Source organism: Collinsella stercoris DSM 13279, assembly GCF_020735465.1.
Classification (GTDB): domain Bacteria; phylum Actinomycetota; class Coriobacteriia; order Coriobacteriales; family Coriobacteriaceae; genus Collinsella; species Collinsella stercoris.
In genome coordinates this window covers 425,582-438,111 of sequence record NZ_CP085935.1, presented here as the reverse complement: position 1 = coordinate 438,111, position 12,530 = coordinate 425,582, and the positions used below count along the sequence as shown (strand labels likewise).

The 12,530-nt window shown below is 63.8% G+C and carries 12 protein-coding genes and 1 other RNA gene; 4 read left to right on the top strand and 9 right to left on the bottom strand.

What is annotated here, in order from left to right:
• Window positions 1-6: 6 nt before the first annotated feature.
• A complete protein-coding gene (locus tag LK434_RS01880) occupies window positions 7-1,287 on the bottom strand; it encodes an O-acetylhomoserine aminocarboxypropyltransferase/cysteine synthase family protein (protein WP_006721571.1) in 1,281 nt (426 codons plus the stop codon).
• A gap of 96 nt (window positions 1,288-1,383) precedes the next feature.
• On the opposite strand from LK434_RS01880, the gene LK434_RS01875 reads away from it, so the two are divergent.
• The gene (locus LK434_RS01875) at window positions 1,384-1,824 is read left to right on the top strand and encodes a C-GCAxxG-C-C family protein (protein WP_006721572.1); all 441 of its coding nucleotides are present in this window, start codon (window positions 1,384-1,386) and stop codon (window positions 1,822-1,824) included.
• A gap of 926 nt (window positions 1,825-2,750) precedes the next feature.
• Here the strand turns inward: LK434_RS01875 and LK434_RS01870 are convergent.
• Window positions 2,751-3,389: an IMPACT family protein gene (locus LK434_RS01870; protein WP_006721574.1), complete on the bottom strand. Its 639-nt coding sequence runs from the start codon at window positions 3,387-3,389 to the stop codon at window positions 2,751-2,753.
• A 539-nt stretch (window positions 3,390-3,928) separates the two neighbouring features.
• On the opposite strand from LK434_RS01870, the gene rnpB reads away from it, so the two are divergent.
• The 3 genes from rnpB to LK434_RS01855 all read left to right on the top strand — a co-directional run bounded on the left by rnpB (window position 3,929) and on the right by LK434_RS01855 (window position 6,201).
• Window positions 3,929-4,294, top strand: an RNA gene (rnpB, locus tag LK434_RS01865) — RNase P RNA component class A.
• A 188-nt stretch (window positions 4,295-4,482) separates the two neighbouring features.
• Window positions 4,483-5,532 carry an inorganic phosphate transporter gene (locus tag LK434_RS01860; RefSeq protein WP_040361609.1) on the top strand — a complete coding sequence of 350 codons (1,050 nt, stop codon included), beginning with the start codon at window positions 4,483-4,485 and terminating at the stop codon, window positions 5,530-5,532.
• Between the two features lie 45 nt (window positions 5,533-5,577).
• Window positions 5,578-6,201 (top strand): DUF47 domain-containing protein, encoded by a 624-nt coding sequence (locus tag LK434_RS01855; protein WP_006721576.1) that lies wholly within the window; start codon window positions 5,578-5,580, stop codon window positions 6,199-6,201.
• Between the two features lie 542 nt (window positions 6,202-6,743).
• Here LK434_RS01855 and LK434_RS01850 read toward each other — a convergent pair.
• From LK434_RS01850 to LK434_RS01820, 7 genes are all read right to left on the bottom strand, one after another.
• Complete coding sequence (locus tag LK434_RS01850; RefSeq protein WP_006721578.1) at window positions 6,744-7,409, bottom strand: DivIVA domain-containing protein; 666 nt, start codon at window positions 7,407-7,409, stop codon at window positions 6,744-6,746.
• A 60-nt stretch (window positions 7,410-7,469) separates the two neighbouring features.
• Window positions 7,470-7,748 (bottom strand): YggT family protein, encoded by a 279-nt coding sequence (locus tag LK434_RS01845; protein ID WP_006721579.1) that lies wholly within the window; start codon window positions 7,746-7,748, stop codon window positions 7,470-7,472.
• Window positions 7,749-7,760: 12 nt separating this feature from the next.
• A complete protein-coding gene (sepF, locus tag LK434_RS01840) occupies window positions 7,761-8,501 on the bottom strand; it encodes a cell division protein SepF (protein WP_006721580.1) in 741 nt (246 codons plus the stop codon).
• 39 nt (window positions 8,502-8,540) lie between these two features.
• The gene (locus tag LK434_RS01835) at window positions 8,541-9,278 is read right to left on the bottom strand and encodes a YggS family pyridoxal phosphate-dependent enzyme (RefSeq protein WP_040361358.1); all 738 of its coding nucleotides are present in this window, start codon (window positions 9,276-9,278) and stop codon (window positions 8,541-8,543) included.
• Window positions 9,279-9,440: 162 nt separating this feature from the next.
• On the bottom strand, window positions 9,441-10,277 hold the full coding sequence (locus LK434_RS01830) for a phosphate signaling complex PhoU family protein (RefSeq protein WP_006721583.1): 837 nt from the start codon (window positions 10,275-10,277) through the stop codon (window positions 9,441-9,443).
• Between the two features lie 94 nt (window positions 10,278-10,371).
• Entirely contained in the window at window positions 10,372-11,199 is an 828-nt protein-coding gene (locus LK434_RS01825) for a phosphate signaling complex PhoU family protein (RefSeq protein WP_040361359.1), read from the bottom strand.
• Window positions 11,200-11,496: 297 nt separating this feature from the next.
• Window positions 11,497-12,279 (bottom strand): polyphenol oxidase family protein, encoded by a 783-nt coding sequence (locus tag LK434_RS01820; RefSeq protein WP_316245547.1) that lies wholly within the window; start codon window positions 12,277-12,279, stop codon window positions 11,497-11,499.
• Between the last annotated feature and the right edge of the window lie 251 nt (window positions 12,280-12,530).

The window sequence follows — 12,530 nt, the reverse complement described above, 5'->3', positions numbered from 1 at the left end:
CCCCTCCTACAGCCCGGCCAAGGCCTGCTCGACGTCGGCGATCAGGTCCTCCGTTGACTCGATGCCGCAAGACAGTCGCACCATGTCCGGCGCGATGCCGCACGCCTCGAGCTCGGCGTCGTTCATCTGGCGATGCGTGGCGTTTGCCGGGTGCAGGCAGCAGGTGCGTGCGTCGGCCACGTGCGTGGCGATCTGGGCGATCTTGAGGCTCTTCATGAACTGCTCGGCCGCCGCGCGACCGCCGTTGAAGCCAAAGCTCACCACGCCGCAGGAGCCGTTCGGCAGATACTTCTGAGCGAGGTCGTAGCAGGAGTCGCTGGGAAGGCCCGGGTAGCGCACAAAGCGGACCGCCGGGTGGCCGGCGAGGAACTCCGCCATGGCCTGGCCGTTCTTGCAGTGCTGCGGCATGCGCACGTGCAGGCTCTCCAGGCCCAGGTTGAGCAGGAAGGCGTTCTGCGGGCTCTGGATGCAGCCGAAGTCGCGCATGAGCTGGGCCGTCGCCTTGGTGATGAAGGCCCCGCCCTGGCCGAACTTCTCAGCGTAGGTCACGCCGTGATAGGTCTCGTCGGGGGTGGTGAGGCCCGGGAACTTGTCGGCATGCGCCATCCAGTCGAAGTTGCCCGAGTCCACAATGGCGCCGCCCACCGCGGCGCCGTGGCCGTCCATGTACTTGGTGGTGGAGTGGGTCACGATGTCGGCGCCCCACTCGATGGGACGGCAGTTGATGGGCGTGGGGAACGTGTTGTCCACGATCAGCGGCACGCCGTGCGCATGAGCCGCGGCGGCGAAGCGCTCGATGTCGAGCACCGCGAGCGCCGGGTTGGCGATGGTCTCGCCGAACACGCACTTGGTGTTGGGGCGGAATGCCGCTTCGAGCTCCTCGTCGCTCGCATCGGGCGCGACGAACGTGCACTCCAGGCCCATGCGGCGCATGGTGTGGGCGAGCAGGTTGTAGGTGCCGCCGTAGATGGCGGAGCTTGCCACCACGTGGTCACCGGCGCCGGCGATGTTGAAGACGGCGAAGAAGTTCGCGGCCTGGCCGGAGCTCGTCAGCATGGCGGCGGTGCCGCCTTCGAGCTCCGCGATCTTTGCGGCCACGTAGTCGTTGGTGGGGTTCTGCAGGCGGGTATAGAAGTAGCCAGACTCCTCAAGGTCGAACAGGCGACCCATATGCTCGGAGGTGTCGTATTTCCACGTCGTGGACTGGTAGATCGGCACCTGACGCGGCTCGGCATCGCCCGGGCGATAGCCGCCCTGCACGCAGGTGGTTCCGATATGCTCTGCCATGGGGTCTCCTTTGGTCGATTGACGCGCGACGGCGCCGCGCCGCGCTCCACATGGGTAAGATGGTATACCGTTCGCCCGACACGATTAAGGAGAAGCATGGCAATCAACAAATCCGAAATGTCGCTCGACCGCGAAGAGCTCAAAAGGACGGCCGCGGGCTATCACGGCCGCGGCTTCAACTGCGCTCAATCCGTCATCTGCGCGCTGGCGCCGCATGTAGGGCTCGACCCCAAAACGGCATTCTCCATCGCCGAGGGCTTCGGCGCCGGCATGGGCGGCATGACCGAGACCTGCGGCGCCATTTCCGGTGGCATCATGGCTCTCGGCCAGGTCGAAAGCTCGGGATTCGATGCGCCGGGCAGCAAGGGCGCGACGTATCGCCGCGCACGTGCGTATTGCGATGCATTCCGGGAGAAGAACGGCTCCACCGTGTGTCGCGAGCTCAAGGGCGTGGACGCCGCGTCCGGTCCCCTGCGCAGCTGCGCGGGCTGCATCGATGACGCGATCGACCTGTTCTGCGACATCATGAACAAGTAGGGCACGCACGTAGCCTAGAGTCGCCCCGCGCCCCGGAGTGAAAGCCCAGATGCTGCAGCAGGTCCCTCATCGCCAACACTCTCAGGCGGAACGAGAGGCCGAACGCCGTAGCTGGCCCCTCATCCCCAACGCTCTTCGGCGGAACGAGGATCCGAGCTTGCAGTGGACTCCTCATCGCCACCAATCTTCGGAACGGAAGTCCGGGCACTGCAGCAAGCTCTTTCATCCCCAACGTTCTCTGGAATGATGCAGCGAGCTTTGCAGTAGACTCCTCATTCCCCAACGCCCTCCGGAATGAAAGGCCGGGCGTGGTGGTAGGGTCCTCATCCCTAACGCGCCATCTCGACAATCGCGCGTCGAAACCCCATGATGGTGCGATGAGTGCCCTCCATAACGCCGACACCCGAGCCCGGCTGCCCGCGCCACCACGCGGGCAGCCGGGCTTTTCGCTTCTCAAGGGACTCGAAACTAGTAAAACGCAGAAATCAAAAGCGATCCAACGCGCCCCGTGGGAGCTCCGACCGCGTCTTGCCGGATATTATAGGGGGTTAGTTTTTAAAATGTGCGCCCTTTATACGGAAATCCAAAGTACGCACACTGCCTGAACGGAGAAAACCGCAGGTCGCGATCTCCCAAACACGAACGCTACTCGAGGGAAGCGGATTAAACCCCACACATTTTTGTAAACCGCCCCCTATGAAAGCTTCCACCTTCTCCTCGCTTTAATTGAAAGGACATGGGCGTGGGACAGCCGTGAGTTGCGTGACGGTTTTATCAGTATGGGGTTTTGCCCATGCCATATGTACTGCCAGCACAAATGCCCGCGTGCCGTGCATGGGAACCTACACGGCTTGTCCAAGCATGGGCACCTACACGGCTTGTCCAACAATCATCTGGATAGCCTGCGTAGGCACCCATGCGAGCGGCTAAAACTCTGAGAACTGCGGCGATCCGACCTCGATTCGCTCACGGCCCGCCATGAGCTCGGTGAGCTTGGGCAGCAACGCCAGCTCCTCACCCGCACGATACACAGCGTGAATGACCACCTCATTGGTGTAATCGGTCGCAACGATCTTACCGCCCGTATCGGCAACCATGCGCGCCGTTTGCTCGTACTGGGGATATGCAACCGTCACATCGACCGTCACCACGCTCGTCATCTCAATGATGTTCCCCGCCGAGCGCGCCGCCTCAATCGCCGCCTGCGCCGCCGCAGTGTAGGCGCGCACGAGGCCACCCGGGCCAAGCAGCGTTCCGCCAAAGTAGCGCGTAGTGACGCAGCACACGTCCTTGAGCCCCGCGCCGCGCAGCACCTCGAGCGTGGGCATGCCGCTCGTACGCTGCGGCTCGCCATCGTCACTCGCCCGTTCCGTCCCATCCACAAGAATAAACGCAGGGACGTTGTGGCGGGCGTCATAGTGCATGACGCGCATCGCCGCCTGGTGCGCCTGCGCTTCGTCCGCCGACTCCACATGCACGAGCTGCGCAATGAACCGGCTCTTGCGGTCCACAAACTCCCCAACCGCCTCGACACCACCACGCAGCGTGAAATACGACTCGGCCATGACCCCTCGCAAACTCCCACCGCATCCGCAGCACGCGCGCGGCAGACAATCATCCTTTCCCCTGGTATTGAACCACAGCACCCCGGCCATGGCGAGAGCCCCGCCGCTGCGGCTTCGGTTCCCCGGCGCCCAGCCCCTCGCTTTCATCCCTGCGCAGCCCTCACGAGGCGGCGGCGAAGCATTCCGACCTGCGTATTTGACGCAACGCCACGGGTTCCCAACCTGAACCCGTTTGGAGGAGGCTCATCCTTGCCTGCGTATTCGACGCGACACAACCACCCGCCCCCTCAGCCCGGCGCGCGGGCGCGTCGCTCCACGCACAGCTCGCGCGGCGGTGTTTGAGCACGGGATTGATATGCGAGTGCGCCGGACTGGGGGGGCAGCAAGACATGCGGTCGCACCGGAGCGGTGGCAGCAAGATATGCGAGAGCGCCGGACTGAAGGGTGGGTCTCGTATCGATCGCTTGCTTAACCAAGAAGGGAGGATATGCAAGCGCGCCGGACTGGAGGGCGGGTCTCGTGGTACAATACCTCCTCGCGAAGCGGGCCAGACGATCGCGCGACCGGCGGGAAACCGCCGACGTGAGGAAAGTCCGGGCTCCACAGGGCAGGAAGCTGGTTAACGGCCAGGCGGGGCGACCCGACGGATTAGCGCCGCAGAAAAGAAGACTCCCGCTGCCCGCACTCGTGCGGGTGAGAGAAAAGCTGAAACGGTGGTGTAAGAGACCACCAGCGTCGTGGCAACACGGCGGCTTGGCAAGCCCCTTCCGGAGCAAGCGCGAATAGGAGCGCCATGGGCCGGCCCGGCCCGCGCTCGGGTAGCGTGCGAGGAACTGCACGGCGACGTGCAGGCAAGATAAATGATCGTCCACGACAGAACCCGGCTTATCGGCCCGTCTTCGCCTCTCCACATACCCTAAGATGCTGCAGCTCCCGCCGCCAGGGAAGCTATACCTCCCCCATTTGCGCATTCCCTTACACGTTCCTTACACAGCGCACACACTTCGCCTCAAAATCAAATGTTTGTAAGGAGTAGAATATTAAGGCTGTGTAAAAACGGCGCGTGCGCGCGCCAAACGGGAATGTGGTATCCGTGGACGTATCCTTCTCCTATTTCATTGCGCAAGTTTTTTCCAATCCAATACTTGCCATGACGGTCCTGCTCACGCTGGGCGTCATCTTCGTCAACGGCTGGACCGACGCGCCCAACGCCATCGCGACCTGCGTGACGACGCGCTGCCTGCCGCCCAAGACTGCCATCATCATGAGCGCCATCTTCAACTTCCTCGGCGTGTTCATCATGACGCACATCAATGCGAGCGTGGCATCGACCATCTCCAACATGGTCGACTTTGGCGCGAACACCGACATCGCGCTCATCGCGCTGTGCGCCGCGCTCTTCTCCATCGTGGTCTACTCCGTTGGCGCGAGCATCTTTGGCATCCCCACGAGCGAAAGCCACAGCCTGATCGCGGGCCTCACCGGCGCCGCAATCGCGCTGGGCGGCGCCGACGGCGTCAACATGGACGAATGGGTCAAAGTGCTCTACGGCCTCGTGCTGTCGCTTGCCATGGGCTTTGGCATGGGCTGGATCATCTGCAAGGGCGTGACCCTGCTGTTTGCCGGCACGGACCGCAGGCGCTCGAACACCTTCTTCAAATGGGCGCAGATCGCCGGCGCGGCGGGCATGAGCTTTATGCACGGTGCGCAGGACGGACAGAAGTTCATCGGCGTGCTGTTCCTGGGCGTGGCGTTCTGCAACGGCCAGCCCAGCGTGGAGAACATGGTCATCCCCGTGTGGCTCATGCTGCTCTGCTCCGTGGTCATGGGCGTGGGCACCTCCGTGGGCGGCGAGAAGATCATCAAGTCCGTGGGCATGGACATGGTCAAACTCGAGAAGTACCAGGGCTTTTCCGCCGACCTCTCCAGCTCCCTGTGCATCCTGCTCGCCACGCTCACCGGCATCCCGGTTTCCACCACGCATGTCAAGACGAGCGCCATCATGGGCGTGGGCGCGGTCAAGCGCCTCTCGGCCATCAACTTCGGCGTGGTCAAGAACATGATGCTCACCTGGGTATTCACGTTCCCGGGCTGCGGCCTCATCAGTTTCGTGATGGCAAAGCTGTTCCTGCTGTTCCTGTAAACGCTTAGGCGCCGCCGTGGCGCAAAGAATCGGAAAGGACCGATCATGGCAAAGAAAAACGACTCGTTCTACTGGGATAACTTCTCCGTCTGCGCCAAGGCCGCCTGCGACGCCGCGCGCCTGCTCGACGAGATCATGCGCAACTTCGACCCCTCCAAGATCGAGGAGGCCGTGAACGCGATGCACGAGATCGAGCAGACTGCGGACGAGAAGAACCACGAGATCTCCGACGCGCTCGTGAGCGCGTTCATCACCCCCATCGAGCGCGAGGACATCGCCATGCTGAGCGACTGCCTGGACGCCGTAGTCGACCACATCGAGGGCGTGCTGCACCGCATCTACTTCACGAACGTCCAGGAGATGCGCCCGAGCGCCCTCAAGATGTCCACCAAGATCGTCGACGCCTGCGACAGCATGGCCGAGCTCATCCGCCGTCTGCCGCAGTTCAAGCAGTCCAAGGGCCTGCACGAGGCCATCATCGCCATCAACACGGTCGAGGGCGACTGCGACACGCTCTTTATCGAGTCCATGCGCGAGCTGCACACCACCGAGACCGACCCGATGGCCGTCATCGCCTGGCGCGATGTCTACACGTTCCTCGAGATCTGCGCCGACTCCTGCGAGACGGTGGCCGAGATGGTCGAGAACATCGTGATGAAGAACAGCTAGGACGAACAAGCCGTTCACTCCCGTCGGTCCCCCTCGGGCCTCCCCGTCACATCTGACGCTCAGCTTCGCTAAAGCTCGGAAATCGCGCCAGATGTGACGGGGAGGCCCGAGGGGGCCCTGCGTTTTGCGGCTTGTGGGTCACGGGAGACGAAGGATGGACTGCAAGGATAACCGGGTCGGTGCGGCAACGCTTGTGGTCGGCGCGGTAACGCTTGTGCTTGTCATCTCGGATCGATTGGGGCGACGTAGCTTTCCCTGGTCATTCGCCCATTACAGTTTGAGCCGTCCATAAGGGCGGCTCTTTCGCTCTCAAGGCATTAAGATTAAGTCGTATCGATGGTCGCCGACCGACCGCTCCGGATGGCCGCTTCGCGGCACCCCCCCCTTGAACGATATTCTTTCCTTTACGCGGCACGCGCCTTCGTCGCGCTGCAACCTCACGTCTCCCGGCATAAAAAACCTCCCGTTTCTCTTGTTAAAGAAACGGGAGGCTGATCACGCTAGCATGGTGCTTTTTTACGCGAAGGCAGGAGGCACGGAACCTAGTCCAGATCGTCGGCGCCGAAGTTCGGGAGCGGGGCGAACGGGTCGGCAACCGGCATGGGCTCGGGCATGGGAGCCGAAGCGGGCGCGGGGGTGGCAACGGCCTCGGAGCCCGTCGGGGTGCTCACGAGCAGGTCGGCGGGAAACTCGTTCTGGGCATCGTCCATGAAGTGCTGGATGAGCTTGAGGTACTCGGCCTTGAACTCCTCGCGAGAGGCCTTGAGGCGGTCGATCTCGGCGAGCTCGTTCTGCTTCTCGGCGAGCGCCTGGCGAATGACCTCGCGCGCCTTCGCATCGGCCTCGGCGCGGATGCGGTCGGCGTTCTCGCGCGCCTCGGCGACGATGTTGTCGGCGGACTGCTGGGCGGCGATGAGGGCCGCGGAGATCTGGCTTGCGGTCGCGGTGTACTCAGGGTTCGCAGCGGGGGCGGGAGCTGGCGCGGGCGCCGGGGCCGGAGCGGCCTGGGCCTGCTGCACCTGGGCCTGGGCGGAAGCGAGCTCCTGCTCGGTGGCGGTCAGGCGGGTCTTGAGGTCGACGATCTTGTTGAGCATGGCGTCGACCTCGGAGGCGAGCCTCTCGAGGAAGACATCGACCTCGGCCGGATCGTAGCCGCGCTTGGCCTCGGAGAAGGTCTGCGCCTGAATGTCAGCGGGAGTAATGGCCATGATATAATCCTTTCATACGCGAGATGCACCGCTTGGATGCGTTGAACTCGGCGTCAATCCCTACAATAGTAACCGCAAAATAAGGTTTTCGAGCAGATTCAACACAAGTATCGCAAGAACCGGGGACCAGTCGATGCCGCCCATGGGAGGCATGAAACGACGGAAGATGTTCAGGTACGGCCCGACGATGCTCTCAAGCACGGCGCCGATGTCCTCCATGAGGCTACCGGAGCGCATGGGAAACCAGCTGAGCAGGCAATACGCCAACACCAGAAAGCTGTAGAAGTTGAAGAGCGTCTGCACGAGACGGGCAAGGGAATAAGCGTTTATCAAATCCACGTCGGGCAGCTCCTACTGCTTGAGATAGCCGTCTTTGCGGAGCTTGGCAAGATCGGTCTCCTTGATCTCGCAGCCCTGCGGCAACACCATGAACACGCGATCGCCCACCTCGCGCACGCTGGCGCCCAGGCCGCAGGCAAAGCCGTAGCTGAAGTCCAGCACGCGCTTGGCGACCTCCGTGCGCACGCCGGCGAACACGAGCGCGACGGGCTGACGCGTGCGGACGCGGCGCACGACCGTCTCCACGTCGTCGTAGCTCTCGGGGCGCAGTACGTACGCGGGCAGCTGCGGCGTGCCCTCGAGCACGGCGCTGACGCGGGCCTCCGTCGAGGTCGGGGCGGCAGGAGAGGGCACGGCACTTGGGACCGCGCGCTGCGACTGGGCCTGGGCATAGCTCGAAGGCGTGTCGTACGCGCCGGGACGGTAGGCGGTGTCGCGCGCGGCGGCCGTCGCGCCACCGTATGAGCTCGCGTGCCGGTCGGCCTCTCCGACCAGCTGGCCGGAACGCGTGTAGACGGCGACGGATTCGGCCTCCCCGCGGCGGGTCTGACCGAGCATGCCGTTGCCGGAATCGCTCGGCTCATATCCACGATAGCTGTCGTGGGCGGACTGTCCGTAACCGGCGGGATAATCGTCGTAGCCGGCGTCATCGCCCTCGCCAAAATAGTCGTCGTATGGCTCGTCGCCGTAGGGTTCGGGCGCAACATCGCGGCCAGCGCCAAAACGGCTCTTGATATCGTCCAAAAAGCTCACGTTCGTACCTCTCTTTGCGCCGTGTATGGGCGTACTCGCCTATCTTACTGCAAAGGATGGGTCAAAAACCACACGCCCTAGGCGAACGATAGTCGAACCCTCCTCCAGCGCGACCTCGAAATCCTCGCTCATCCCGCAGGAGAGTTCCCGCAAGGGCAGGCCGCTCTCACGCGAGAGCTCGTCGCGCAACTCGCGCAAGCCGGAAAAGCACGCACGCGCCCTGTCCTTATCCCCTCGCGGGGCCATCGTCATAAGCCCCTCGATGCGGACTCCACAAAGACTCTGCAGCTCACCAAAGGCGGCGCGCAGCTCGCTGGGGGCAAAACCGCCCTTGGTCTCCTCACCGCTCACGTTGACCTCGATGAGGATGGATTGCGGGGCCACGAGCTCGCCTGCCTCGAGCCATCGTTCGGCGCGCGCGGCGAGGGCGCGGGCGAGATGCAGCGAGCCGATGGAATGGACGAGCTCCACACGACCGAGCACCGCGTTGATCTTGTTGGTTTGGAGGTTCCCGATCATATCGAAGCGCACCGGGGGCACATCGGGCCGCAGGGAAAGCCCCTCGAGCTTGCGGTTGAGCTCCTGCGGGCGATTCTCGCCAAAGACGCGGTACCCGGCATCGATGGCTGTCACGACCTCATCTACGCGCACGGTCTTGGAGACCGCCACGAGCGTCGCGTCCTCGCGCGCACGGCCGCTCGCCGTCAGCGCGGCGTCCATGCGACCGAGTATCTCCTCGCGACGCTCGGCGATCCGAGCGGCATACCTCTCGTCCATTCGGCACTCCTCGACACCCGCGGCCATCACGCCGCCTTTTGAGATACAAAGACGCCGAGCGCACGCGCGCGGCCCGGCACGCCGTCATACTAACGCAACGGATGCGGCCCCGCCGAGCGGGCACCGCATCCCAAGACAATCGCTATATCGAGCGCTTTGACCCTACTCGCCCTCCGCGGTGGCGTCGGCGATGAGCGCCGCGAGCTCCGCGCCCACCTCGTCCGGGGCGAGTGCCGCGACGTAACGGGCGTCGCTCGCGGGATCGAGCGTCACGCCCTCGCCGGAGGGGATGCGCATGCCCTCGAGCTCCTCCTCGTCGGCCTCGGCGATGTCGTCGGCGCTCAGGCGCTGACCGGTGAGCAGGAACACCAGGCGGTAAGCGCACTCCATGGAGATGCCCGCGATGCGGTCGAGGTAGCGCGACACCATGACGGTGCGGCGGAAGTCGTCCATCTGGGCGTCGTCGGCGACCTCCATCGTTTCGGTGCGGTTGAAGACGCGGAAGAACTCCTGGTAGGCGCCGTGCACGGCCTCGTCCTCCTCGGAGAGCGCAAGCACTGCAGCGAGGTCGTTGTTCACGAGCGCGGCGGCGGTGGAGCCCAGCACCTGGTAGACGCTCGCCGCCTCCTGCTCGATGAGCGCGACCATCTGCGGCGGGAACTCGATGTCGTTGTTGACCTTGCGCTTGGCGGCGCGGGCGATGCGGCGCACCTTGTCGCTCATGCGCTGCAGGTTGAAGTCGATGTAGATGATGGTCTGGAGCAGGCGGAAGTCCGACGCGACGGGCGACTGCGTGGCGATGAGGTTGTAGCACACGGCCTCGAGGTTGGCGCAGCGGGCGTCGATCTTATAGGTCTTTTTCTTGGCACGACGGGCCAGCTCCATGTCGTCGGTCACAAAGGCGGTGACGGCGTCGTGCAGGGTGAGGTCGATGGCCTCGAAGATGGAGAGCATCTCGTGGCGCGCCTCGATGAGCTGGCGGGAGAAGAGCTTGCGCATGTGCGACTCCTAACTGATCTGATGTGTCATTTGGGGTCTGACCCCAAATGACACATCAGGGACAGTCCCTAATTTGAGGTCCCCTCATTTGAGGTTACGACTCGGCTTTGGCGATGAGCGAGGAGAGGGCCTCCCCCACCTCGTCGGGGGCGAGCGCCGCCACGTAACGAGCATCGCGCTCCGGATCGAGCGTCACGCCCTCGCCGGCGGGCACGCGCATGCTCTCCAGCTCGTCCTCGTCGATATCCGCAAGGTCGGCCGCGCTCAGGCGCTGACCGGTGAGCAGGAAGGTCAACCGAAATGCCGCATCGATCGAGATGGCGGCGATGCGGTCCAGATAACGCGACACCATGACCACGCGGCGCAGGTCGTCCAGCGCCGAGTCGTCCGCCATCTCCTCGGCGTTCATGCGGTTGAAGGTGCGGAAGAACTGCTCGTAGATGTCGTGCACCGCCTCGTCCTGATCCATCAGGCTCATCATGGATCCCAGGTCGTTGCTCACGAGCGCAGACACCGAGGCCCCCAGCACGCGATAGACGCAATCCGCCTCGCGCTGGATAAGGTCGGTGAGCTCAGCCGGCAGCTCGATCTCGAACGTGACCTTATGACGTGCGGCGCGCGCGACGCGACGCACCTTGTCGCTCATGCGCTGCAGGTTGAAATTCACGTAGATGATCGTCTGGAGCAGGCGGAAGTCCGACGCGACGGGCGACTGCGTGGCGATGAGGTTGTAGCACACCGCCTCGAGGTTTGCGCTCCGCGCGTCGATCTGCATCGTGGCCGCCTGGATCTTTTTGGCCAGGCCCTTGTCGTTGGTGACGAACGCGGTCACGGCGTCATGCAGGGAGAGGTCGATGGCCTCGAAGATGGAGAGCATCTCGTGGCGCGCCTCGATGAGCTGGCGGGAGAAGAGCTTGCGCATGGGCATCCTTAGGACGGTGCGGGTAATCCCTGCCAGTGTAGGCGCGCGCGACCATCGACTCGGTAAAGGGCGTGTCAGGGGTCTGTCAGGGGTCTACGCCCATCGGTGCGGGCGGGGGTGCGCGACGCTTTGCGTGCGCTGCCGGCAGCAGCCGCTGCACCACACAGGACCGCTTGGCACTCGCCGAAGCGACAGCGTGTCTCTAGAAAGGGCCCTTTGCTGCAGCGAGCACATAGATCGAACGTGCTATGCACCCAACGGATCTACGACAGGCCTTAAACGATGTATCCCGTGCGACTACTCAGTCATATACGCCAAAGCGGCATGGCGCCCGGTCTTGCCGTTCTCGGCTCGGTAGGAGAAGAACCGGTCGTTTTCGCGGACCGTGGAAAGGCGCAGATCCTCGATCTGCCCATCCGGAACCCCCGCTTCGACGAGAGCCTGCTGAATTGCGTGGGACAGGCTCAGCAGGCGCGTCTTGCCGGCGTTTTCCCAGCCGAATTCGGCGTCGAACTTCTCGATGAGGTCCTCGGACACCTCGTACTCATCACCCTGGATATGCGGGCCGATGTAGGCGCGTATCTCCTCGGGCGCGCAGCCCGTCTCCGCCATGAGCACGCGGGCCGCCTTGGCGGCGATGCGGGCATACGTCCCCTTCCAACCGGAGTGGACGACGGCAAAGCCCTGCGGTGCCGTGAGGACCACGGGAACGCAATCGGCGAAGCAGAGCATGACGGGAACGTCTACCGCGGTACAAACGATGGCGTCGGCCCCTTCCGCGATCTGGGACCGCACTCGTTCGAGCTCGTCCGCGCAGGCAGAGCGCACCACGGCGACGTGATCCCCATGCACCTGATTGGGCACCAGCAACCGCTCGAGGGCGCCCGCGCACCCGAGCGCCGCAAGCGCACGACGGCGGTTCTCCTCAACGCAGGCGATATCGTCCCCCACGTGGGACCCCAGATTCAGAGAGGCGAACGGCGCGCCGGAAACGCCACCCGTACGCTCCGTGAACCCGAACCGCACGCCATAGTCATGCGACGCGATCAGCGTCACGTCATCAACCTGTACACGCTCCATATCCATCCCCTTTCTGCTCCCCGTGCCAAAGGAACCCATCCCGGCACACGCCGCCTTTGAAGTCGTGCACGGGGAAATCCGTACCCGTCGCACACCCAGACAACCCCGCGCGCCCTTCTTCTCGTGTGAGAGCTGCGAAGCCATCAAGCTTGAGGCACCTTCCAGCGCCAACAACGTCAACACAAGGAGGTGCCCGGTGCTTGCTAAGCAAACATTCCGCAGGCCGCCGAGCAAAGCTCGTCGGCCGAGGA

Bases quoted from the DNA above. Each gene is read 5' to 3' on its own strand.
- LK434_RS01820 (WP_316245547.1), bottom strand. From the start codon at position 12,279: ATGGAGCGTGTACAGGTTGATGACGTGACGCTGATCGCGTCGCATGAC.
- LK434_RS01880 (WP_006721571.1), bottom strand. From the start codon at position 1,287: ATGGCAGAGCATATCGGAACCACCTGCGTGCAGGGCGGCTATCGCCCG.
- LK434_RS01870 (WP_006721574.1), bottom strand. From the start codon at position 3,389: ATGGCCGAGTCGTATTTCACGCTGCGTGGTGGTGTCGAGGCGGTTGGG.
- LK434_RS01875 (WP_006721572.1), top strand. From the start codon at position 1,384: ATGGCAATCAACAAATCCGAAATGTCGCTCGACCGCGAAGAGCTCAAA.
- LK434_RS01855 (WP_006721576.1), top strand. From the start codon at position 5,578: ATGGCAAAGAAAAACGACTCGTTCTACTGGGATAACTTCTCCGTCTGC.
- LK434_RS01850 (WP_006721578.1), bottom strand. From the start codon at position 7,409: ATGGCCATTACTCCCGCTGACATTCAGGCGCAGACCTTCTCCGAGGCC.
- LK434_RS01835 (WP_040361358.1), bottom strand. From the start codon at position 9,278: ATGGACGAGAGGTATGCCGCTCGGATCGCCGAGCGTCGCGAGGAGATA.
- LK434_RS01830 (WP_006721583.1), bottom strand. From the start codon at position 10,277: ATGCGCAAGCTCTTCTCCCGCCAGCTCATCGAGGCGCGCCACGAGATG.
- LK434_RS01825 (WP_040361359.1), bottom strand. From the start codon at position 11,199: ATGCGCAAGCTCTTCTCCCGCCAGCTCATCGAGGCGCGCCACGAGATG.